Annotated in this window: 25 protein-coding genes, 1 rRNA gene and 1 other annotated feature; of the genes, 2 read left to right on the top strand and 24 right to left on the bottom strand. The window is 34.7% G+C overall.

The window, feature by feature from the left end:
• Positions 1-169: 169 nt before the first annotated feature.
• The 21 genes from KA830_RS04155 to KA830_RS04055 all read right to left on the bottom strand — a co-directional run bounded on the left by KA830_RS04155 (position 170) and on the right by KA830_RS04055 (position 18,990).
• On the bottom strand, positions 170-778 hold the full coding sequence (locus tag KA830_RS04155) for a class I SAM-dependent methyltransferase (protein WP_046207682.1): 609 nt from the start codon (positions 776-778) through the stop codon (positions 170-172).
• Between the two features lie 251 nt (positions 779-1,029).
• Positions 1,030-1,398 (bottom strand): 50S ribosomal protein L7/L12, encoded by a 369-nt coding sequence (rplL, locus tag KA830_RS04150; RefSeq protein ID WP_046207683.1) that lies wholly within the window; start codon positions 1,396-1,398, stop codon positions 1,030-1,032.
• A gap of 40 nt (positions 1,399-1,438) precedes the next feature.
• Positions 1,439-1,948 (bottom strand): 50S ribosomal protein L10, encoded by a 510-nt coding sequence (gene rplJ / locus KA830_RS04145; RefSeq protein ID WP_046207684.1) that lies wholly within the window; start codon positions 1,946-1,948, stop codon positions 1,439-1,441.
• Positions 1,949-2,024: 76 nt separating this feature from the next.
• Positions 2,025-2,172: a sequence feature (ribosomal protein L10 leader region), on the bottom strand.
• Positions 2,173-2,262: 90 nt separating this feature from the next.
• Positions 2,263-2,958, bottom strand: coding sequence for a 50S ribosomal protein L1 (gene rplA, locus KA830_RS04140; RefSeq protein ID WP_046207685.1), 696 nt, complete (start codon positions 2,956-2,958; stop codon positions 2,263-2,265).
• Positions 2,959-3,186: 228 nt separating this feature from the next.
• The gene (rplK, locus tag KA830_RS04135; protein WP_019468573.1) at positions 3,187-3,609 is read right to left on the bottom strand and encodes a 50S ribosomal protein L11; all 423 of its coding nucleotides are present in this window, start codon (positions 3,607-3,609) and stop codon (positions 3,187-3,189) included.
• Between the two features lie 312 nt (positions 3,610-3,921).
• Positions 3,922-4,470, bottom strand: a complete 549-nt coding sequence (gene nusG / locus KA830_RS04130; RefSeq protein WP_210134077.1) for a transcription termination/antitermination protein NusG — start codon at positions 4,468-4,470, stop codon at positions 3,922-3,924.
• Positions 4,471-4,484: 14 nt separating this feature from the next.
• A complete protein-coding gene (gene secE / locus KA830_RS04125) occupies positions 4,485-4,664 on the bottom strand; it encodes a preprotein translocase subunit SecE (protein ID WP_046207686.1) in 180 nt (59 codons plus the stop codon).
• Positions 4,665-4,791: 127 nt separating this feature from the next.
• Positions 4,792-4,935 (bottom strand): 50S ribosomal protein L33, encoded by a 144-nt coding sequence (gene rpmG, locus KA830_RS04120; RefSeq protein ID WP_071560108.1) that lies wholly within the window; start codon positions 4,933-4,935, stop codon positions 4,792-4,794.
• 122 nt (positions 4,936-5,057) lie between these two features.
• Complete coding sequence (locus KA830_RS04115) at positions 5,058-5,639, bottom strand: sigma-70 family RNA polymerase sigma factor (protein ID WP_204180145.1); 582 nt, start codon at positions 5,637-5,639, stop codon at positions 5,058-5,060.
• 74 nt (positions 5,640-5,713) lie between these two features.
• On the bottom strand, positions 5,714-6,238 hold the full coding sequence (locus KA830_RS04110; protein WP_019468577.1) for an NYN domain-containing protein: 525 nt from the start codon (positions 6,236-6,238) through the stop codon (positions 5,714-5,716).
• The gene (gene rlmB / locus KA830_RS04105; protein ID WP_046207688.1) at positions 6,235-6,984 is read right to left on the bottom strand and encodes a 23S rRNA (guanosine(2251)-2'-O)-methyltransferase RlmB; all 750 of its coding nucleotides are present in this window, start codon (positions 6,982-6,984) and stop codon (positions 6,235-6,237) included. The genes KA830_RS04110 and rlmB overlap by 4 nt, the downstream gene beginning before the upstream one ends.
• 7 nt (positions 6,985-6,991) lie before the next feature.
• The gene (locus KA830_RS04100) at positions 6,992-7,378 is read right to left on the bottom strand and encodes a Mini-ribonuclease 3 (RefSeq protein WP_064209902.1); all 387 of its coding nucleotides are present in this window, start codon (positions 7,376-7,378) and stop codon (positions 6,992-6,994) included.
• 1 nt (position 7,379) lies between these two features.
• Positions 7,380-8,780, bottom strand: coding sequence for a cysteine--tRNA ligase (gene cysS, locus KA830_RS04095; RefSeq protein ID WP_064209893.1), 1,401 nt, complete (start codon positions 8,778-8,780; stop codon positions 7,380-7,382).
• Positions 8,764-9,405, bottom strand: a complete 642-nt coding sequence (cysE, locus tag KA830_RS04090; protein WP_046207703.1) for a serine O-acetyltransferase — start codon at positions 9,403-9,405, stop codon at positions 8,764-8,766. The genes cysS and cysE overlap by 17 nt, the downstream gene beginning before the upstream one ends.
• Positions 9,406-9,728: 323 nt before the next feature.
• Complete coding sequence (gltX, locus tag KA830_RS04085; protein WP_210134076.1) at positions 9,729-11,183, bottom strand: glutamate--tRNA ligase; 1,455 nt, start codon at positions 11,181-11,183, stop codon at positions 9,729-9,731.
• Positions 11,184-11,621: 438 nt separating this feature from the next.
• On the bottom strand, positions 11,622-12,680 hold the full coding sequence (locus KA830_RS04080; RefSeq protein WP_204180143.1) for a PIN/TRAM domain-containing protein: 1,059 nt from the start codon (positions 12,678-12,680) through the stop codon (positions 11,622-11,624).
• Between the two features lie 74 nt (positions 12,681-12,754).
• Positions 12,755-14,125: a DNA repair protein RadA gene (gene radA, locus KA830_RS04075; protein ID WP_073343636.1), complete on the bottom strand. Its 1,371-nt coding sequence runs from the start codon at positions 14,123-14,125 to the stop codon at positions 12,755-12,757.
• Between the two features lie 350 nt (positions 14,126-14,475).
• A complete protein-coding gene (locus tag KA830_RS04070) occupies positions 14,476-16,938 on the bottom strand; it encodes an ATP-dependent Clp protease ATP-binding subunit (protein WP_046207694.1) in 2,463 nt (820 codons plus the stop codon).
• Positions 16,939-16,949: 11 nt separating this feature from the next.
• On the bottom strand, positions 16,950-17,960 hold the full coding sequence (locus KA830_RS04065) for a protein arginine kinase (protein WP_046207695.1): 1,011 nt from the start codon (positions 17,958-17,960) through the stop codon (positions 16,950-16,952).
• Entirely contained in the window at positions 17,953-18,504 is a 552-nt protein-coding gene (locus KA830_RS04060; protein ID WP_046207696.1) for a UvrB/UvrC motif-containing protein, read from the bottom strand. Before KA830_RS04060 ends, KA830_RS04065 begins: the two co-directional genes overlap by 8 nt.
• Before the next feature lie 24 nt (positions 18,505-18,528).
• A complete protein-coding gene (locus KA830_RS04055; RefSeq protein WP_019468588.1) occupies positions 18,529-18,990 on the bottom strand; it encodes a CtsR family transcriptional regulator in 462 nt (153 codons plus the stop codon).
• A 156-nt stretch (positions 18,991-19,146) separates the two neighbouring features.
• Here KA830_RS04055 and KA830_RS04050 point away from each other — a divergent pair, with 156 nt between their 5' ends.
• The gene (locus KA830_RS04050; protein WP_064209898.1) at positions 19,147-20,361 is read left to right on the top strand and encodes a NupC/NupG family nucleoside CNT transporter; all 1,215 of its coding nucleotides are present in this window, start codon (positions 19,147-19,149) and stop codon (positions 20,359-20,361) included.
• 60 nt (positions 20,362-20,421) lie between these two features.
• On the opposite strand, the gene pdxT is transcribed toward KA830_RS04050, so the two are convergent.
• Together pdxT and pdxS are read right to left on the bottom strand one after the other, a co-directional pair.
• On the bottom strand, positions 20,422-20,997 hold the full coding sequence (pdxT, locus tag KA830_RS04045) for a pyridoxal 5'-phosphate synthase glutaminase subunit PdxT (protein ID WP_073343643.1): 576 nt from the start codon (positions 20,995-20,997) through the stop codon (positions 20,422-20,424).
• Between the two features lies 1 nt (position 20,998).
• Positions 20,999-21,886 (bottom strand): pyridoxal 5'-phosphate synthase lyase subunit PdxS, encoded by an 888-nt coding sequence (pdxS, locus tag KA830_RS04040; RefSeq protein ID WP_064209900.1) that lies wholly within the window; start codon positions 21,884-21,886, stop codon positions 20,999-21,001.
• A 97-nt stretch (positions 21,887-21,983) separates the two neighbouring features.
• Here pdxS and pdxR point away from each other — a divergent pair, with 97 nt between their 5' ends.
• Positions 21,984-23,360 (top strand): MocR-like pyridoxine biosynthesis transcription factor PdxR, encoded by a 1,377-nt coding sequence (gene pdxR / locus KA830_RS04035; protein WP_070039494.1) that lies wholly within the window; start codon positions 21,984-21,986, stop codon positions 23,358-23,360.
• Positions 23,361-24,017: 657 nt separating this feature from the next.
• On the opposite strand, the gene rrf is transcribed toward pdxR, so the two are convergent.
• Positions 24,018-24,132 (bottom strand): 5S ribosomal RNA (gene rrf, locus KA830_RS04030).
• Between the last annotated feature and the right edge of the window lie 9 nt (positions 24,133-24,141).

Raw genomic sequence — 24,141 nt, 5'->3', positions numbered from 1 at the left:
ACTTTTACTAAATCAGCAAATATAATTAGACAAAAAGAAAACGGTAGCATAACTCATGACACCATTTTCTATTTCACCTTATATACTTTGTTAATTTATACGTAAAAGCACACACTTATTGAACATAATTTTTTACATTCTATTACTATATCAGAACAGTGGTTTTTAATCAACCTTTTACACTTCTTAATATATAATAGCCTTTGTGCTTTTCTAATACTTCTACATTACCAAATGTTTCTTCCATTTTTTTCTTCGCAGATGGCATACCTTGTTTCTTTTGAATCACAACATAAAGGGCACCATTCGCTTTTAATTTATGATACGCATCAGTTAAGATGCTATGAACTACTTTTTTCCCTGCTCTAATCGGTGGATTCGTTAATACAAAATCAAAAGCATTATCCTCTACTTGCGATAACCCATCACTTTCTTTGATCTCTACATTCTCTAAATGATTTTGCGTTTTATTTTTAATCGATAAGGAAAGTGCGCGTTGATTTACATCAACCATCGTTATTTCATGGTGCGGAGACACTTTTGCAATCATCAAACCAATCGGTCCATAACCACAACCAACATCTATAATTTTTTTAGTAGGACCCGGGGGATTTTCTTTCAAAAAAGTATTGATTAATAAATCTGAACCAAAGTCTATTTTCCCTTTAGAAAATACACCTGAATCAGTAACTAATTTTAAATCATAGTTTTTGTAGGAATACGTAAAAGGAAGTTCAGCGCTTTCTACTTCAGGATTTTCATCATAGTAATGACTCATGACTACACCTCTTTTAATCTAATTCATTTTAGATTAATACTATACCCTCAACAAAACTTTGTAACAACAAACGATTCATTCAGGATAGATCAAATAAGATAAAACCCCGTTATAACGATAACGGGGTTTTCATTTCTCAAAGATTTCAGGATATCCACATTGCATTTAAGATTAGCGTATCGAAATAGCTAATGTGTTAAACTGCTTGAATAACCTTCAATATATAATTATGAACTGTTAGCCAGCTAGAATTATTTTAATTCTACTGTAGCGCCAACTTCTTCTAATGCTTCTTTAAGTTTTTCAGCTTCTTCAGTTGGTAAAGCTTCTTTGATTACTTTAGGAGCTCCGTCAACTAATTCTTTAGCATCTTTTAATCCTAAGCCAGTAGCTTCTTTAACAGCTTTAACGACTTTGATTTTAGATGATCCAGCTGATGTTAATTCAACATCAAATTCTGTTTTTTCTTCAGCAGCGTCTCCGCCACCTGCTGCACCTGCTGCTGCTACTGGAGCTGCTGCAGTTACACCAAATTCTTCTTCAATTGCTTTTACTAAGTCGTTTAATTCTAAAACTGACATTTCTTTAATTGCTTCAATGATTTGTTCTTGATTAGCCATTTTAATATTCCTCCATTAATTTTATTAGTTTTATGCGCAATTATTCAGCGCTTTCTTCGTTTTGTTCTTTATCTTCTCCAACAGCTTTAACTGCATAAGCGAAATTGCGTACTGGAGCTTGTAATACTGATAAAAGCATAGAAACAAGACCGTCGTGTGATGGTAATGTACCAACTGTGTTAACTTCTTCAGCAGAAATAACACTGCCTTCCATAACACCTACTTTAATTTCTAAAGCTTTATGTTCTTTAGCAAATCCTGCTAATACTTTTGCTGGAGCAACAACATCTTCTGTTGAAGTAGCAACTGCAGTAGGACCTACTAAGTGTTCATTTAAATCTTCTAAGCCAACTTGATCAGCAGCACGACGAACCATTGTATTTTTCAATACTTTGAATTCAACGCCAGCTTCACGTAATTGTGAACGTAATTCAGTTACTTCTGAAACAGTTAGACCGCGGTAGTCAACGATTACAGTAGATACTGAATTCTTTAATGATTCAGCAATTACATCAACTTGTTGTTTTTTAGCTTCGATGATAGCAGACATTTAGACACCTCCATAGTTTTTTATTTGGTGCTTTTAATCTTGATTACAACTGCTAATTATGTCAATTAACAACTTTATCTCAATAAAAAAAGCACTTTCTACCCACGGCAAAAAGTGCTTGAAAGATCTAAAAATCTTCACGTTCAAGTCAATTTTAGCCTCGGTAGGATTATTTTTAAGTTATGACTAACTCCTACTGTCTTAGGTAAAATAATACATTAACCAATATAACTGGTTAAATATAATATGTCAACATATTTTTAAAGATAAGACTGAATATATCCATCCAGTCTTATCATCATTTATATTTAAGATTAAAGTTTGAAGCTAGAAGTATCGACTTTTACGCCAGGACCCATTGTTGTTGTAACAGCAACAGATTTGAAGTAAGTACCTTTAGCTGAAGATGGTTTTGCTTTAGTTAACACATCTTGTAAAGCTTTGAAGTTTTCAACAAGTTTGTCAGTATCAAATGATACTTTACCAATAGAAGCATGTACAATACCAGCTTTTTCAGCACGATATTCTACTTTACCTGCTTTGATTTCTTCAACTGCTTTTGTAACGTCCATTGTTACAGTTCCAGTTTTAGGGTTTGGCATTAAACCTTTAGGTCCTAATACACGACCAAGTTTACCAACTTCACCCATCATATCTGGTGTAGCTACTACTACGTCAAAGTCAAACCAACCTTGTTGGATTTGTTGAACATATTCACCTTCACCAACGAAATCTGCACCTGCTGCTTCTGCTTCAGCTGCTTTGTCTCCTTTTGCGAATACCAATACACGTTGTGATTTACCTGTACCATTTGGAAGTACAACTGCACCACGGATTTGTTGATCATTTTTACGTGTATCAATTCCTAAACGGAATGCTACTTCAACTGATGCGTCAAAGTTAGCGATACTTGTTTCTTTAGCTAATTCAACTGCTTCTTCCACACTATAGTGTTTTTGGCGGTCAATTTTATTAGCTACTTCTTGAAATCTTTTACTTTTCTTAGCCATTTCATGTCCTCCTTTAGTGGTTTTAGCGGAATTTCCTCCCACATTTACTCGCATTTGCAAGTTAAGAGCAGATAACAGAGAGGTTTTAATCATATTTCATCTCAGGAAACACTTCCTAAATAAATGACAATTTCCCTCTTATTACGACAATATTGAACGCTTTGATCCTGTTTGTCATTTCTGTCATCTGCTTCATCGTCAATCTATGTTTTCGTTAATTTTTTAATATTATTGAACTGTGATACCCATACTACGTGCAGTACCTTCGATAATACGCATAGCTGCTTCTTCGTCTGCAGCGTTTAAATCTTGCATTTTTTGGTTTGCAATTTCACGTACTTGATCTTTAGTTACTGTAGCAACTTTGTTTTTGTTAGGTTCACCAGAACCTTTTTCAACGCCAGCTGCTTTTTTAAGTAGTACTGGAGCCGGTGGAGTTTTTGTAATGAATGTAAATGAACGATCTTCATAAACACTGATTTCTACCGGAATAATTAAACCTGCATCTTCTTGTGTACGTGCGTTGAATTCCTTACAGAATCCCATAATGTTCACACCTGCTTGACCTAATGCTGGACCAACTGGTGGTGCTGGGTTTGCTTTACCTGCAGGAATTTGTAATTTAACAACTTTTTCTACTTTTTTAGCCACGATGTGCACCTCCTTGATATCGTGATGTGGTCACAGGACTCAGTTTTGTCCTCCCACTCTTCTACATTTCGTGACGAAATGAACGCTCTATGAGCGCGACCACAGTATTATAACATCTACTCAAATCATAAAGCAAGAGTAAAATGGAACTTTTTTTATAGAACCCCTTATCATTTTAATGATTAGGGGTTCTTAATGCATGAGCCCTGGCTCAGGTATTCCTTACACTGAATCATTTTAATGATTAGGGGTTCTTAATGCATGTAATGTAATATTTCTTGCTTTAGCAAGTCTAGTATTACTTATATACCTTTATAATTTTTCAATTTGATCGAATTCTACTTCAACAGGTGTTTCTCTACCAAACATGTCTACAAGAACTGTCAATTTAAATTTATCCGTTTCAATTTCTTGAACTTCACCAACTTGATTCGCAAATGGACCTGATTTGATTTGAACTTGCTCACCTAAATCTAATTCAACATCAATTGTTTTTTCTTTCATGCCCATTTGTTTCAAGATGAAACGTGCTTCTTCAGGTAATAATGGATTTGGTTTTGACCCAGCACCTGCTGAACCAACAAATCCTGTAACACCCGGTGTGTTTCTCACAATATACCATGATTCATCAGTCATGATTAATTCGACTAATACATAGCCAGGAAATGTTTTTTTAGTTAACGTTTTAGCTTTACCATCTTTAACTTGTGTTTCTTCTTCTTCAGGTATAACCACTCTGAATATCAATTCAGTCATATTCATAGATTCAACACGTTTTTCTAAATTCTTCTTAACTTTGTTCTCATAACCAGAATAAGTATGCACAGCATACCAACGCTTTGCGCCAACTTCCTCAGACATGTCGTCACTCCTATCTATTTAATTAACTCTATAACTCTACCAATACCTAAATCTAAGACATAGAAGAAGGCTAAGAAAAATACTACCGTTGACACAACAATAATAGTATATTTAAATAATTCTTCTTTCGTTGGCCAACTCGTCTTTTCCATTTCTGACTTTACACCTTGAAAAAAATTTTCTTTTTTAGCCATTAGCAATACCTCCATATTAATTCGATTTTCTCATTTGCTTATACATACGACAAATTAAGCAAATACAATACTCACAACTAAATTGGAAGGTTATATTTACTCAATTACTAAATCTAGTATACCGACATTATTTCGCTTCTTTATGAACTGTATGTGCGTTACATCTTGGACAATACTTCTTCAATGTCAATCTTGATGTAAGGTTACTTTGCTTTGGAACATTATAATTTCTATTTCCACACGTTTCACAGCTTAATGGCACTTTTTTCATTTCACTTCACCTTACTCATTATAATACCAATCTACTATACATAACATCTCTGTCAATTGTCAATCTTCCACTATTGCTTTCTATTAATCCAAAAATCATTTTATACGTATCCATAACTGTTTTTAGTCATGATACTTTTGCTTAAAAACACGCTTTAATTTCAGTTTACATCTATGTATCGAATTGTAAACTATCTTAACATTTAGATTTAAGATATGGGCAACCTCTGATGGTTTATAATCATTTAAAATATATTTTATAATACCTTGTTCTAACTCTGTTAATTTTTCAACACTTTGATGCAACAAAACCAGGGTTTCTCTTCTTAAAATAATGTCATCCGGTTGCCTCACTTGCCTTAACACTTGGACACTACTTAACATTTCATTTTCTAATAACCTTTGTCGTCTTACATCAGCTAATTTTTTTCGTATATAATCATTTCTAGCATTTTTGATAGTACGATTTACGTAATGTGCTAATGGTATGTCTTTTGAAAAATCAAATTGATTTATCGCTTTGAATAATTTCAAAAGTATTTCTTGTTGTAAATCTTCTTTATCATCAGGATGTATTGTGAAATGATTTAAACATTTCCAAATATGTGGTTGTATTTGCTCTAGTAAATCAATTAGGAAATGAATGTCTTGCCGTTTGCTTTTTGAAACTGGTATTGATTCTTGATGTTTTATTCTTTGGTGCATGCTTTTTTATCCTTTCAATCAGAATAAAGTTAGCATACAAAGGACGCTATAAAAAAAGCAAGGGGACAATCTTCTTATTTGTGATTGTTACCCCTTCTAATTTTTTCAAATTCTTCCAAAATTTCATTTGATAGTTCTATACGTGTGCGTGGTTTCTGCTCATTGAACCCTTCGAGCTTTTTTGAAACCGAAACTTCATTTTCTCTCAAGTCTCTCCACATTTCTCTAGAAGAGATACGATAAGCTCCCGCACCAAATATAGCATGTTGTTCACTCATATCACTTGTTACCACTGTGATATGTCTTGTATGTTTGTCGTATAAATCATAAACATATTTTTCTATAAAACTATCTGCTGTTTCTTTTTCTTTAGTAAAGACAATCTTTACACCGTGATACATATATTCTGATGACATGCCGGATTGTTCATAGGCATCAAACACACATACAACCTCATCTGCTATAACTGCATTATAATTTGCAATCGCGGTTAATAGCTGATCGCGTGCTTCTTCCAAATTTTCTTGGGCTATTTGACTTAAGTCTTGTGATTGGCCAATCATATTATAACCATCTATAATCAAGAAACGATCCTTCATGATTTTTCTCCAATCTGATTACGTTTACGATAGACTTCGTACATCATTAAGCTTGCCGCAACAGAAGCATTCAAACTATTTACATGCCCTACCATTGGAATGTTTATATAAAAGTCACATTTATCTTTGGTAAGTCTGCTCATGCCTTGTCCTTCACTTCCGATAACAATCGCTAGCGACATACCAGCGTCCATTTCACGATAATCTGTTGAATTTTCGGCTTCTGTACCGACCACCCAGTATCCATGGTCTTTTAATGTTTCAATGGTATTCGCCAAATTTGTAACACGCATGACAGGGACATGTTCAATCGCGCCAGTAGACGCTTTTGCAACAGTCTGCGTAAGTGCAACCGATCGCCTTTTAGGAATAATAATGCCATCTACTCCTGAAGCATCAGCCGTTCTTAAAATCGACCCTAAATTATGAGGATCTTCTAAGCCATCCAAAATTAAAACAGTTGATAGTTTTTCATTGTTCTTTTGCTGTGCTAAAAACGCATCAAAATCTGCATATTCATATGGTGCGATGTATGCAGCGACACCTTGGTGAGGCGCATCAGACAAACCATCTAATTTTGATTTTGGCACTGCTTGTACAATGATTTTATTACTATTTGCCTTTTTTAAAATATCATTAATTTGTCCTTTTTTCACTGTATCTTGAATTAAAACCTTATTAATTGTATGTCCGGAAACAATCGCTTCTTTTACGGCATGACGACCTACTATAACAATCTCTTCCAAAGTCTCACTACCTTTCATCTACATTTTTTACGATGCGTTCAAGCAACATGGTGAGTCGCTCTTGATTTTTTTCTAGATATAAAAATCCGAGGATTGCTTCTAAACCCGAACTTTTTCGATAAGTTTGAATATCTGTGTTTTTCGCCTTAGTATAACTCTTCGCATTTCTACCACGACGAACAATATCTAATTCTTCCGCTGTAAACCAGTTATTTTCTAATAAGTGCTCAAGCGATTGTGCCTGACTTTTTGCAGAAACGTAACGCTTGGCTTCTTGGTGTAGTCGATTGGGCTTAGCTTTTAACTTCAATATAATGTACTCTCTTACGAATTGATCTAATACTGCATCACCCATATATGCCAAAGTTAATGGATTTAATAACTTATTATCCATATTAACCACGTTTGAATCTCACACCTTGTGGCGTATCTTCTAAAATAATATTTTGTTCTTTTAACTGGTCACGGATTTCGTCTGCACGTGCAAAATCTTTATTTTGTCGCGCCTGATTTCGTTCTTCAATGAGCGCTTCAACATCTTCATCTAATAATTCATCGTTGTTTGATGCTTTTAAAGGAACGCCTAAGACATCACTGAAAATTTGATACACTTCTTTAAATCGTGCAATCACTTTAGTAGATGTCGTATTTTCTAATACGTATTTATTCGCTAATTTTGATAAATCATACCAAGCTGTAATGGCATTAGCCGTATTAAAATCGTCGTTCATAACCGTTTCAAATTGGTCTAATATTTGATTGATTTCATCAATATAATGATCTTGTGTTTCAATATTAGTTGCAATTGTTTCACGTTCTTCAATGGCTTGATAACTATTGCGAATACGTTCTAACCCACTTTTAGCCGCCCCAACAAGTTCCATATTATAGTTGATTGGACTTCTATAATGTACACTTATCATGAAAAAGCGTAAGACGTCCGGATCAATTTCTTTAATAATGTCATGCACTAAGACAAAATTGCCCAATGACTTACTCATTTTTTCATTATCTATATTAATGAAACCATTGTGCATCCAATAGTTTGCGAATGGGGCATGGTTATGTGCTTCAGATTGTGCAATTTCATTTTCATGATGAGGGAATTGTAAATCTGTACCACCCGCATGAATATCAATTGTTGCACCTAGCTCGTGATAAGCCATCACTGAACACTCAATATGCCAGCCTGGTCTACCTTTCCCAAATGGACTATCCCAACTGATTTCATCCGGTTTTGCTTGTTTCCATAACGTAAAATCTAGAGCGTCTTCTTTTTGTTCCCCTTGTTCAATACGCGCACCTACTTTTAAATCGTTCAGCGATTGATGGCTTAATTTACCATAATCTTCAAACTTACGTGTTCTGAAATAAACGTCGCCACCGCTTTCATATGCATAGCCTTCATCAATAAGTTCTTTTATAAACTTAATAATATCGTCCATATGATTCATGACTCTTGGATTTGAAGTCGCTTTTTTGACATTTAATGCACCCACATCTTCATAAAATGCATCAATATAGCGATTAGCTATTGTATTTACTGGCTCATTTAATTCTTTAGAGCGTTTTATTAATTTATCATCTACGTCCGTAAAGTTTGAAACGTAAATCACTTCATAACCTTGGTACTCAAGATATCTTCTGACAACATCATAGTTAATTGCAGGTCTTGCGTTTCCAATATGAATGTAATTATATACAGTTGGTCCACAAACATACATTTTAACCTTACCTGGTTCTATTGACTTAAACGTTTCTTTTTGACGTGTGAGTGTATTATATAATGTAATCATCTTGAATCTCTCCATTTCTTGTTTTCTCAAGTTGTTTCTCTAATTGTTTTAATTGCTCATAAATTGGATCAGGTAAATTACGATGATCAAATGTTTTACCAATTCTTCTTCCGTCTTGTTTTACGATATGCCCTGGTATACCAACTACTGTAGAATAGCTAGGTACCGAGTTTAACACTACGGAATTTGCGCCAATATTAACATTTGAATTAATTTTAATATTACCGAGTACTTTTGCTCCTGCTGCAATTAAAACATTGTCTCCAATATCAGGATGACGCTTCCCTTTCTCTTTACCTGTCCCACCTAAAGTAACGCCTTGATAGATTGTGACATTATCACCAATCCTACATGTTTCTCCTATCACTACGCCCATACCATGGTCAATAAATAAACGCTTGCCAATTTGAGCACCTGGATGTATTTCTATTCCAGTAAAAAAACGTGTGATTTGAGAAATCAATCTGGCTAATACATATTTTTTCTTTTTATATAAAGCATGTGCAACTAAGTGACTCCACACTGCATGTACACCAGCATAAGATGTAACTACCTCTAATGTTGTACGTGCTGCTGGGTCTTGCTCAAACACCATATTTACATCATCTTTGATTCTTTTCAAAATTTCAAACAAGGTTGCGACCTCCTTATTAAAAAAGCACCTCCAACATCATACTGTTAGAGGTGCTTTGCACGGTTCCACTCTTTTTTAATAAGCTGATTCCTCAATCACATAGCAATACAACTTATATTGACTCATTTGCATTATTCAATTCATCAAACTAAAGGTGCATTCAACAATTTTTGTGTTGTGCTCACAGCGACCGCACACTCTCTTGACACATACCATTGCATACTAATCCTTTAGCTCATTCACATATTATAATAGTTGGTAACTTGTAATTTTTCAAGTGTTATACATTTAATCTATTTTATTCACACTATGCATTAAACGTATTTTTTTAAGCGTTGTAGCACTTTGTCTTTGCCTAAAACTTCAATTGTATTTGGCAGTTCTGGTCCGTGCATTTGTCCTGTTACAGCTACACGTATCGGCATAAATAATTGCTTACCTTTGATACCTGTTTCTTTTTGAACTTCTTTAATTGTTTTTTTAATTTCGTCAGCTTCAAAAGGTTCTAATGCTTCTAATTTGCCATATAAATGATTCATTAGTTCTGGAACTTGTTCACCATTAATAACTTCTTGCTCATCTTCACCTAGTGTTTGTTCGTCTCGGAAGAAAATTTCAGATAATGGAACAATTTCTCCAGCGTAACTCATTTCTTTCTGATAAAGTGCAATCAGTTTACGCCCCCACGCTTTATCTTCTTCAGAAGGATTTTCAGGCAATAATTCCGCTTTTACTAAATGTGGAAAAGCAAGTTCAAATACTGTTTCAGTATCTTTTTGTTTCATATATTGGTTGTTAATCCAAGCTAATTTTTGTTTATCGAAAAATGCAGGTGATTTAGATAAACGTTTTTCGTCGAAGATTTTGATAAATTCTTCTTTAGAGTAGATTTCATCTTCACCTTCCGGAGACCAACCTAACAACGTAATAAAGTTGAATAAGGCCTCAGGTAAGTAACCCAAGTCTCTATACTGTTCAATAAATTGAAGGATTTGGCCATCACGTTTACTTAATTTTTTACGTTCTTCATTTACAATTAGTGACATATGTGCAAATCTTGGTGGTTCCCAACCAAATGTGTCATAAATCATTAATTGTTTTGGAGTATTTGAAATATGGTCGTCGCCACGTATAACATCTGAAATTTCCATGTAATGATCATCAACAGCTACGGCAAAATTATATGTTGGTACACCGTCTTTTTTAACAATTACCCAATCTCCCATATTGTTTGAATCAAATGAAATTTCGCCTTTAACCATATCATCGAATTTATAAGTTGTATCTTTTGGAACGCGGAAACGAATAGAAGGTTTACGTCCTTCTGCTTCAAATTGTTGACGTTCTTCCTCTGTTAAATGTGCATGTTTACCACCATAACGCGGCATTTCACCACGCGCAATTTGTTGTTCACGTTCCGCTTCTAACTCTTCTTCAGTCATATAACATTTATATGCTTTATCTTCATCTAATAATTGTTGAATAAGCGGGTTGTATATTTCAGCACGTTCTGACTGACGGTAAGGGCCATAACCTTTATCCTTATCTACTGATTCGTCCCAATCAATACCTAGCCATTTTAGATTATCGAACTGTGATGATTCTCCATCTTCTAAATTACGTTTGCTATCTGTATCTTCTATACGTATTATAAAATCACCATCATAATGTTTAGCAAATAAATAGTTAAATAATGCAGTTCTTGCATTACCAATATGCAAATAACCTGTTGGACTTGGCGCATATCTAACTCTTACACGATTACTCATTATGTTCACTCCTGTTTAAAATTAATTTTTTATTTTCAATTTCATTGCTTTCATTTTTACTGTGTCTATCTATTACACACAGTAATATATCAATACGAATCCAATGAAGTTCATATTAAAAAATAATGTTTCAACATTTAAAGTATATTGCTTATTCGCTTACTTATAATATCATAGCTCATCATTTTTTAAAGCATCACTATATTAAAATCAAACATTTTTTGTTTTTAATTCCACGGCATAATTCTAAATATAGTAATACAATTTCGCTATCTATTGTAGCACTTTAAAGCTGATTATGATATTACCACGCTTAAATTTAATTGTTTATAAATGAATTCTTTTGTCACTTGGTCATTCAGTGTTTTTACGTAAAAAAGGTTTCATGTGAAACTGTAACTGTAGTTGCTACATTTCATATGAAACCTAACTGCTATTTCAATATATTTTTTTAGCAAAAATAATCCGACCCGAAGATGTTTGCAATAAACTGACGACTTCTAAATCAATGTGTTCGCCAATATGTTTTTTAGCATTGTCTACAACTACCATCGTACCATCTTCTAAATAACCCACTGCTTGTCCAGCTTCTTTACCCATCTTAGTTAACAATAAGTTAAGTCGATCACCTTGATGGACTGTTGGCTTAATGGCTTCTGATAAGTCATTAACATTGAGTACTTGAATGCCTTGTATATGACAAACTTTGTTCAGATTATAATCTGTAGTGATAATTTGAGCTCTATAATGCAGCGCGAGTTTAATTAACATAGCGTCTATATCACTGTGTGATTTTGTAGGTTGAATAATACGTGTAGGGTGCTGTGCATCGTGTAATGCATTAAGCATATCTAAGCCTCTTTGACCTTTTTCTCTCTTCACACTATCATTCGCATCCGCAATAACTTGCAATTCATTAATCACACCTTGCGGAATTAAAATCTCACCATCTACAAAGCCACATTCTAAAACATCTAGAATACGTCCATCTATAATTGCACTCGTATCAATCACCTTTGGCATCGCATTACGTGTATTCATAGCCATAGAACGCGTCATATTTTCTGGCAAAAACAAAAGCATTTCATCACGCTTACGTAAACCAAATTGAAATCCTAAATACCCCAATATGATTGTAACAATGATTGGTACAAAATGATTTAACACGTTGTTGCCAATAATTTGGAAAATAAATGAAATCATTACAGAAATAAGCAAACCTATAATGAGCCCAATTGTGGCAAACAATATTTCTATCGCACTTTGACGCATAATCATTTGTTCTAAATCTTTCATTGCTAAAGTTACTTTCTTAATAAACCAACCAAAGATAGCAAAAAACAGTATAATCCCTAGTAGTCCATTGAAATAATTATTTGTAAGTAGCATGAAATGACTCAATCCAGCATCTGCAATAATCTCTGGAATAAGATACACGCCTAAACTTGCGCCCAATATGATATAGCACAAGATTACAATGAGTCTTATCATGTTCAAATGCTAACGCTCCTTTCGCATGAAAGCTATTATGACTTCATAAGCCATGTAACCATTTAAATAAATGTCGCTGATCAATGTTTTGATAAGGCATATTTTAATGCCTCATGGACATTTGTCACACCAATGACTTTAATGTTGCTCGGGAATTCCCAACCCCCAATATTAGATTCAGGAATAATAATGCGTTTAAAACCTAATTTTTCCGCTTCTTGTACACGTTGTTCAATGCGAGAAACACGTCTCACTTCCCCTGTTAAACCAACTTCGCCGATAAAACAGTCTAAGCCATCTACAGTTAAATCTTTAAAGCTTGAGGCAGTAGCAATAATGATTCCTAAATCAACAGCAGGTTCTGTTAACCTTACGCCACCAGCTACTTTAATATAGGCATCTTGTTGTTGCAGTAAATAATTTTCTTTTTTCTCTAATACAGCCATTAACAAACTTAAACGATTGTGATCTATTCCTGTCGCCATACGTCTAGGATTATTAAATGTTGTGGGTGTTACTAACGCTTGAACCTCAATTAATAATGGTCGCGTACCTTCCATAGTAGACACGATTGTTGAACCTGGAACATTTGTAGAACGTTCTTCTAAAAACATTTCTGAAGGATTTTTAACACCTTTCAATCCACTCTGTTTCATTTCAAAAATACCCATTTCATTTGTAGAACCAAAGCGATTTTTTACCGCTCTTAAAATCCGATAAGCATGATGCTCATCACCTTCAAAATAAAGCACCGTATCCACCATATGTTCTAGCAAACGAGGTCCCGCAATCTGACCTTCTTTCGTAACGTGACCAACAATAAACGTCGCGATATTTAGTTGTTTAGCTATATTCATCAAACTCTGTGTACTCTCTCTCACCTGAGATACCGAACCGGGTGCAGAACTGATTTCAGGGTGAAAAATAGTCTGAATAGAATCTACAACAAGCAAATCAGGCTTCAATTGTTTAACTGTTTCATGTATCACTTCTAAATCTGTTTCTGCAAATACATTTAATTGACTTGAATCTTCATCTAATCGATCTGCTCTTAATTTTGTTTGATTTAATGATTCTTCACCAGTTATATATAAAACGTTTTTTTCTTGTGATAATGCTGCACATATTTGTAGCAATAGTGTTGATTTACCGATACCTGGATCGCCACCAATCAACACAAGTGAACCATTAACGATCCCGCCACCAAGCACTCGATTAAACTCTGCTGAATTCGTTTTAACACGTGGTGTTGTCTCATGCTTTATATCATTTAACTTCTGTACTTTGGATGTATTTTCACGACTGCGCACACCATGTTTCGGACTTGTCGATTTCTGTTCTATGATTTCTTCCATTTGATTCCATCCACCACAGTTAGGACATTTCCCCATCCATTTAGGTGACTGATAACCACATGCCATGCATTCAAAAATCACTTTCTTTTTGGCCAAAACTGCACCTCCATCTTTATTGAACAAATCTATTTTATACCTATGTTTATGTAAAAACAAATTTTATTTACAAATGATTTATTTTGATATTTTATATGCTAAATAAATAGCTTTATATTGTAATATATAAATGAATATATTGCAAAAATCTATTTTTAAAAATAACACTATTATGCCTATAGCACCATCAAAAAGATATACTTTATTGATATCCAAATTAGCCTACAAGGTCATATCATACTTTCACCATACTGTATCGTAGTTTTTGAAATTAAAAAAGCGTTTCTCAAGGTTGAAATAAATACTTGAGAAACGCTTTGGCACTATGACCTATATTGATTTATCTAATTTTATGATTCAGAAGTTTCTTTTTCTTTTTCATCTTCTGTTCTATCTTTAATGTTATATTTATATTCCTTACCGTCATGGTCGATATAAACATTTTTACCTTCAATTTGATTGCCGTCTAAGATTAACTCACTTAAGTTATCTTCAATCGTTTTTTGGATTTCTCGAATAAGTGGTCTCGCACCATATTCTGGATCGTATCCTTCTTCAGCAATGCGTTCTTTAGCTGCATCAGAAACGATAATATCAATATCTTGTTCTGATAAACGATCTGTAAGTTTATTTACCATCATTGTTACAATTTCTTTCAACTCATCTTGTGACAGTTTGTGGAATACAATGATGTCATCTACACGGTTTAAGAATTCTGGACGGAAAGCATTTTTCAATTCTTTCATCATTGTTTTACGGATAGATTCATAGTCTTGACCTTCTGATGCGCCACCAAATCCAGCAAAACGTTGATCTTGCAATTCTTGCGCACCCACGTTAGATGTCATAATAATCACTGTGTTACGGAAGTCTACTTGACGACCTTTAGTATCTGTTAAGTGTCCATCATCTAATACTTGCAACAAGATGTTAAATACATCAGGATGCGCTTTTTCGATTTCATCAAATAATATAACTGAATATGGTTTGCGTCTTACTTTTTCAGTTAATTGACCGCCATCATCATGACCAACATAACCTGGAGGCGCTCCTACTAAACGACTGACAGCATGTTTTTCCATAAACTCACTCATGTCAACACGAATCATTGCGTCATCTTCACCAAACATTGTTTCTGCTAGTGCACGTGCTAATTCTGTCTTACCGACACCTGTAGGTCCTAAGAATATAAAGCTACCTATTGGTCTTTGAGGATCTTTTAATCCTGCTCTTGCACGTCTCACTGCTTTACTGATTGATGTTACTGCTTCTTTTTGACCAATGACACGTTTGTGTAACGTATCTTCCAAGTTAAGCAAGCGATCAGATTCTGTTTCATTAATTTTTGTTAATGGAATGCCAGTCCAACCAGCGATAACTTCACCGATATCCTCTTCAGATAAGGATGTGTTCGCACCGTTTTGGCTATTTTTCCAATTATTGTTTGCTTCTTCGTATTGTTTTTCTAATTTAGTTTGTTTATCACGTAAATTAGCTGCATTTTCAAATTCTTGTGCATGTACAGCTGCATCTTTTTCATTTTTCACTTGCTCAATTTCTTGTTCCAACTCTTTTAAGTTTGGTGGTGTTGTATGACTTTTTAGTCTTACTTTTGAGCTTGCTTCATCAATTAAGTCAATCGCTTTATCTGGTAAGAAACGATCAGAAACATAGCGATGACTTAGTTTTGCTGCTGATTCTAAAGCTTCATCAGAGATGTTGATGCGGTGATGTGCTTCATAACGATCACGTAATCCTTTTAAGATTTCAATCGTATCTTCAACAGTTGGTTCATCTACTTGAACAGGTTGGAAACGACGTTCTAACGCAGCATCCTTTTCAATGTTTTTACGATATTCATCTAGTGTAGTCGCACCGATACATTGTAATTCGCCACGGGCTAATGCTGGTTTTAAGATGTTTGATGCATCAATTGCACCTTCTGCACCACCAGCACCTACTAATGTGTGTAGCTCATCAATGAACAGAATGACATTACCTGCTTGGTGAATTTCTTCCATTACTTTTTTCAAACGTTCTTCAAATTCGCCACGATATTTCGTACCAGCAACGACTGTTCCCATATCTAATGACATCACACGTTTACCTTTAAGTGTTTCAGGAACTTCATTATTAACAATTGCAAGTGCTAAACCTTCAGCAATTGCCGTTTTACCGACACCTGGTTCCCCAATTAATACTGGGTTGTTCTTAGTACGTCTACTCAACACTTCAATGACACGTGTGATTTCTTTATCTCTGCCAATAACAGGATCCAACGTGCCATCATTAGCAATTACTGTTAAGTCACGAGCAAGACTATCTAAAGTTGGTGTATTATTAGATTTGTTTGCCTGCGCATTTTTATTGCTCATTTCAGGGCTTCCTAAAGCTTTCACTACTTGCGCGCGTGCTTTCGTAATGTTTAAGTCTAGATTAGCAAAAACACGTGCAGCTACGCCTTCATTTTCTCTAATTAAACCAAGTAATATATGCTCGGTACCAACGAAATTGTGGTGTAATTTTCTTGCTTCGTCCATTGATAACTCAATAACTTTTTTAGCACGTGGTGTGTAATGTAACGCACCCATTTGTTCTTGACCGTGACCAATTAATTTTTCAACTTCTGTTACTACTTTTTCTTCAGTAATATCAAAGGATTCCAACACTTTTGCTGCAATACCTTCTGGTTCTTTCATTAAACCTAAAAGTAAATGTTCTGTTCCTATATTTGAATGATTTAAGCGAATTGCTTCTTCTTGAGCATGTGCCAATACACGTTGTGCACGTTCTGTCAGTCTACCAAATAACATAGCATGACCTCCTAATTTATATGTTCTCTTAAAATATCTGCTCTTTTTTCGTTAACTGTTCTATCATCTTCATCATCTAATAAGAATGGTGATTGAATAGCAACCATCAACTCATTAAACTTAAAGTCTTTTAAATCAATATAGTCTAAATCTATACCTAATTTCACTTCACTTAATCTAAATGATGCTTCTTCCATAGATATTAGTCTACTATATTTTAAGATACCTAACGAACGATATACTCTATCTAAAGTTTCAATTTTATTATGCTTGCTAAGTCGTTCGCGAATTTGCATCTCTTCGTTAATAATTTGTTGTACTACTTCAGTTAAACTTTCAATAATTTCTTCTTCTGTTTTTCCAAGCGTCAGTTGATTGGAAATTTGATAAATGTGACCGTATACTTGGGAACCTTCGCCATAGATACCTCTTATTGTGAATCCAAAACGATTGATTGTTTGAGCGATTCTATTCATCCGCTTCATAATCGTAAGTCCCGGTAAATGTAACATTACGCTGGCTCGCATACCAGTACCGATATTCGTCGGACATGTTGTTAAATAACCGAGTGTTTCATCAAAACTTACATCTAATTCACTGTCTAATGTGTCATCCAGTGCGGAAGCTTTTTCATATAATGTTTGTAATGATAAATCATTTCCCATGGCTTGAATTCGTATATGATCTTCTTCATTAACCATAATGCTTAAAGATTCATCTTCATTTAAAAGTACTGCAGCAGCAGGTCTTTTTATTAACTCGGGACTGATAAGATGTTTCGCTACAAGTTTATATTTACTCTGCTGGTCCATCGTGTCTAACCTCTGTATAAACATGTTAGGAAGCGCATCTTGAACTTCATTTATCACTCTATTACCATCTTGTTCGGATGCAAACATCAAAGGGTGTACATGATTTTCTAAATTTCTAGCCAAACGCAATCTCGAAGACATTACGATTGGACTTTCTGCTTCGTCTCTCATCCACTCACTAATGTGGGTGCTGATATCATTCTTACTCATCATGTTTCACCTCGCTGTCTTCTTTCAATGCCTTAATTTCATCTCTAACAACTGCAGCCTCTTCAAAATTTTGTTCTTCAATTAACTGATTTAAATAAGTTGTTTTCTCTTCTATTTGTTTTTTCAAAGCTAACTTTCTATGTGAAGAGCGTGGTGTTTTTCCAGTGTGTTCGATTTGACCACCTTGTACACGTCGTACAATATCGACAATGTCATCTTTAAAAGTTGCGTAGCAGTCTGCACAACCAAATTTACCAACATGCGCAATATCTTTTAATGTCATTTGACAAGTAGGACATCTCTTTTCTTCTTTAAATGCAATTTCATCGAAATCAATACCGTGTTTCGCTGCTAAATGTTGTAATATTTGTTTTACTACAAACGCACCTTCAATGTCATCTTGTGACTGCATTTGTTGGTTTTGAGTCCACGGGTTACCGCCTTGTGCGCATGTGGCACAAACCCATTTTTCATGTACACCATCTTGCCCTTTAACTGCTAACTTTACTTCTGCTTCATTTAAATGACAATTTTCGCACAGCACGACCAAACACCTCTCTTAATTTCTTTAATAATAATTTATTACATGTAATATTCGTTTCACTATATTAGCACGTATAATATCTCTTGATAATACATCCATTTTTAAAGTTTCTCTATCGATTACAGCGTAAATCATTTTTGCTTCGCGTTCACTGATATATGCTTTATCTAATAAACCATCTATGATGTAATAAGCTTGTTGCTGTGAAATAGATGGTCCGATGAGTTGAAGTAAATGATTAATGTAACCTGTTTCATCTTTGTTTTCAATTTTAGTGATTCGAATATAACCACCGCCACCTCTTTTACTTTCTATTTCATAACCATGTTCATTTGTAAAACGTGTTTTGATCACATAGTTTAGTTGAGAAGGCACACAGTCAAACCGCTGTGCAATATTGGCACGTTGAATTTCAACAACGTCTTCATTGGTGTCTTCAAATAATTTTTTAATGTACTGTTCTATGATGTCGGACATGTTATGCATGATTATCACCTCTTTTGACCTTCTTTGACTATATTATATGACCAACTTTGACCTTTTTCAACCAATATGTTTTAAATTTTTTCAATTTTGGATGTAAGTAAGCGCTTGTTTATTGTATTATAGGAGTTAAGAAAAAATTTAAAGGGATGAATTATTATGCATATTATTATCGGTTTAATTGGTATTGCTGTGTTTCTTGGGTTAGCTTTACTCTTTAGTTCTGACAGAAAAAATATTCGCTGGCAATACATTGGCTTATTACTCGTAATACAACTTGTATTTGCTTTTATATTATTAAAAACAAAATTTGGTATTACGGTCATTGGTGGCATTTCAGATGGCTTTAATTACTTATTAGCTAAAGCTGCTGAAGGTGTCAATTTTGTATTTGGTGGATTTGAATTTGTAGATCCTAAAAATCCTCCATTCTTCTTCAATGTATTATTACCAATCGTTTTTATTTCAGCATTAATTGGTATCTTACAATACACAAGAATACTGCCATTCATTATTAACTATTTAGGTTTAGCCATTTCTAAAGTAAATGGGATGGGTCGCTTAGAGTCATATAATGCGGTAGCAGCAGCAATTTTGGGTCAATCAGAAGTTTTCATTTCACTCAAAAAAGAATTAGCACATATCCCTAAACAACGTCTTTATACATTGACTGCTTCCGCGATGTCTACGGTATCGGCTTCTATTATTGGTGCTTATTTTACATTAATCGAGCCTAGATATGTAGTTACTGCAGTAGTACTAAACTTATTTGGCGGGTTTATCATTGCTTCTATTATTAATCCATATAAAGTAGATGTAAAAGAAGATAAATTAATCGTTGAAGAAAGTGAGACGGAAAAACAGTCCTTCTTCGAAATGTTAGGGGAATACATTTTAGATGGGTTTAAAGTTGCTGTAATCGTTGGTGCGATGCTGATCGGTTATATAGCAATTATCGCTTTGTTAAACGGTGTTGTAAGTGCTATTTTCACTGCAGCTTCAGGTGGAAGTATTACATGGGATTTCCAAACTTTAATTGGATTTATATTTGCACCATTAGCATTTTTAATTGGGGTACCATGGGACGATGCTGTTCAAGCTGGTTCTATTATGGCAACAAAATTACTATCTAATGAATTTGTAGCCATGCAAAGCTTAAATGAAGTTAAAAATATCAGTGAACACGCAAAAGGTGTAATCTCTGTCTTTGTTGTATCTTTTGCTAACTTTAGTTCTATTGGTATTATTTCTGGCGCAATCAAATCGCTTAATAATGAAAAAGGTGATATGGTAGCACGCTTTGGTTTAAAACTTTTATTTGGTGCCACACTTGTGTCATTTATTTCTGCAGCAATCGCAGGTTTCTTTATCTAATTAAACTGACAAAAAGCAGGTCAATCCATTTTGGAATTGACCTGCTTTTTTTATGTTATATTAAACTTGCTCAATTGTAGCCTTTGCAACAATATGTTCAATGAAATATTGCGTTACGCGATAATCTTCTGTTAACTCTGGATGGAAAGAAACACCTAAATAGCGTCCTTCTTGAACTGCTACTATTTTCTCACCAACCGAGCTCAATATTGTGGCATTCCCATGGACTTGGGCTATATGAGGGGCTCTGATAAATACCCCTTCTATATCTTCTGCAATGCCAGTAATATTTAAATGACTTTCAAAACTATCTACTTGTCTGCCAAATGAATTTCGTTGGACCGTAATATCTAATTTGTTGAGATATCCTTCTTCACCAACAATATCTTTTGCCATAACTATAAGCCCTGCACAAGTGCCAAACATAGGTAATTCAGATTGTTGTAATGCTTCTTTAAACCCATATAAATTCATTAAACGACGTAACGTTGTCGATTCACCACCAGGTAGTATGAGCCCATCAATTTCCTCTAATTGCTCCACATGTTTTATGGCAATACCTTCGTGTCCACTTAATTCAATATGCTTCAAATGTTCTCTCACAGCACCCTGTAAAGCTAAAACACCTATTTTCATATTACCAACCACGCTCTTGCATACGTTCTTCTAGTGACAAATCATTAATGTCTAAACCTTTCATTGCTGTACCTAACTCTTTAGCTAATCTACCAATTAATTCATAATCTTGGTAATGCGTCGTAGCTTGTACAATTGCTTTTGCAAATTTTTCAGGATCTTCTGATTTAAAAATACCAGAACCAACAAATACACCATCTGCACCTAATTCCATCATCAAAGCAGCGTCTTGAGGTGTTGCTACACCACCAGCTGCAAAATTCACCACTGGTAATTTACCGTTTTCTTTAATTGATTTTAATACTTCAAAAGGTGCACCTATGTTTTTAGCTTCCGTCATAATTTCATCATCATTCATAACTGTTATGCGACTCACTTCAGCATTGACTTGTCTAATATGTCTAACAGCTTCAACGATATTACCAGTACCAGGTTCACCTTTCGTACGTAACATTGCCGCTCCTTCACCTATGCGACGCGCTGCTTCACCTAAATTACGACAGCCACAAACAAATGGTACTGTAAAAGTATCTTTACGTAAGTGGTACTCTTCATCAGCTGGTGTTAAGACTTCTGATTCGTCAATATAGTCAACACCCATTGCTTCTAGTACACGTGCTTCTGTTATATGACCAATACGACCTTTAGCCATGACAGGTATAGAAACAGCATTCATTACTTCTTCAACAATCTTAGGATTTGCCATTCTAGCAACACCACCAGCTGCTCTAATATCAGAAGGAACACGTTCTAACGCCATTACAGCAACTGCCCCTGCTTCTTCCGCGATTTTCGCTTGTTCAGCATTGACAACGTCCATGATGACGCCGCCTTTTTGCATTTCAGCCATTCCTCTTTTGACTCTTTCTGATCCAGTAAATTTAGACATTTTATTTACCCCTTTACTTAGTTGATTAAATTCATTTTAAAAGATAAACTGGTATTTAAAAAGGTACACTTTCAAAATAATTTAGGGGGTCAGTTTATTGTCTAAAAATCATCTCTATATTAATTTATATGAAAATTTAAAACAACAAATCATAGAAGGTCAATACAAATCTGAAGATAAGTTTCCGTCTAAACGTGCATTAGGCCAACATTTATCTGTAAGCAATACAACAATTGAACATGCGTATCAGCTCTTATTAGATGAAGGATATATTTACTCCAAACCGCGTTCAGGCTATTTTGTTTCAGATATAGAAACGCTTCCTGTTATCGCAAGAAATATGGACCAATCCCAACATCATAATTACTCAAAAAATAATCATGAAGTGACACAATCAGTCCGGTCATTGGCATTTAATTTATCAGAGATTGATGCAGAATACTTCCCTATGAAACAATTTAGAAAATATGCAAAAGATGCATTTGAAGATGAAGAAATTGATTTACTACAACATGTTAATTCAAAAGGTGAGATTTCATTAAGACAAGAAATTGCACATTACTTATTTAATAGTCGTGGCGTTAACTGTAGACCTGAACAAATTATCATCGGTTCTTCAACAGAACAACTAATAAATCTTTTAACTGACATTTTAAATGACGGTCGTTTTTTAATAGAAAATCCTAGTTATCCACCCATTAAGCAAGTACTAGATAAAAAGCAAATTGCTTATCTTCAAGTACCTGTAAATAGTACAGGAATAGAAATTACGTCCTTTCAGAAATCCAATAATAATATCGCATATGTCACGCCATCACACCAATTCCCCACAGGCTATGTTATGAGTTTAAAAAAAAGAACCCAACTCATCAATTGGGCACAACAAAGTACTGATAGATACATTATTGAAGATGATTATGATTCTGAGTTTCGCTACTTCGGCAAACCAATACCTGCTCTACAAAGTTTAGACACTAAAGATAAAGTCATATATATTAGTACCTTTTCCAAATCATTATTTCCAAGCTGTCGAATTGCATATTTAGTTTTACCAAATAATTTACTTTCAAAATATGACAACTTGGCAAATAAAGAAGGAAACACAGTGCCGGCACATACACAAAAAATGATTTCACTCTTTATGAAATCAGGCAGTTTTGAAAGGCATCTTAATAAAATGAGGAACGTGTATCGCCATAAACTAACAACAATTTTAAATGCATTAACGCCTTATCAATCGCAATTAAAAATAGATGGTGCTTTAGCTGGTATGCATTTTACACTCACTGTCAAAAATCATTTGACTATGGGGCAATGCTTAGAACGTGCAAAGGAAAATGATTTAAATATAATACCATTTAGTAAATATGATAGTGATCAAAACACAGTTAAATTTATTCTAGGTTTCGGTGGTATTCCGATATCCCAACTCAAAGAACATACAGACGCACTAATCAAAACACTGACAGTCTAGTATATATATTATTGATAGTTTGACTTTTATATTTCTTATGAATTTATGTTATTGAAATACTGTGACTTATGCATGAGCTTTAGCTCATGCATTCCTTTTACTATTTCACGCTTTCCTCACTCACTTACCGCTTGTAAGCTCGTTTCGTCTCTCGTTTACTTCGTCAGCTTCAAACGCTTTCTTTTGTCAGTTTGCAGTTCTTCGAACTGGGAAGTTAAGCTCCTTTATGTAAAAAAAAGAGACCTCTCGGTCTCGGCTCATCGCATCCTATTTACTTGCCTGTAAAGTCACACTTCTTAATTTTAATTTTTACCTTTGACACTTATATATCTTATGAATTTATATGTTATTGGAATAGTGTGACTTATGCATGAGCTTTAGCTCATGTATTCCTCTTTACCTACTCTTGCGGAACGTAAGTCAGCTACCATCGGCGCTAAGCAGCTTTTCTGACTTCAGGCAAGCGTCCGCATCTTTCCTCAATTTCACGCTTTCCTCACTCACTTACCGCTTGTAAGCTCGTTTCGTCTCTCGTTTACTTCGTCAGCTTCAAACGCTTTCTTTTGTCAGTTTGCAGTTCTTCGAACTGGGAAGTTAAGCTCCTTTTATGTAAAAAAAGAGACCTTTCGGTCTCGGCTCATCGCATCCTATTTACTTGCCTGGCAACGTCCTACTCTTGCGGAACGTAAGTCCGACTACCATCGGCGCTAAGGAGCTTAACTTCTGTGTTCGGCATGGGAACAGGTGTGACCTCCTTGCTATAGTCACCAGACAATGTCAT

The organism is Staphylococcus sp. GDY8P119P, from assembly GCF_017892075.1.
Taxonomy (GTDB): Bacteria; Bacillota; Bacilli; order Staphylococcales; family Staphylococcaceae; genus Staphylococcus; species Staphylococcus ureilyticus.
The sequence above is the reverse complement of the archived record's forward strand: the minus strand, read 5'-3'. Positions and strand labels throughout refer to the sequence as shown.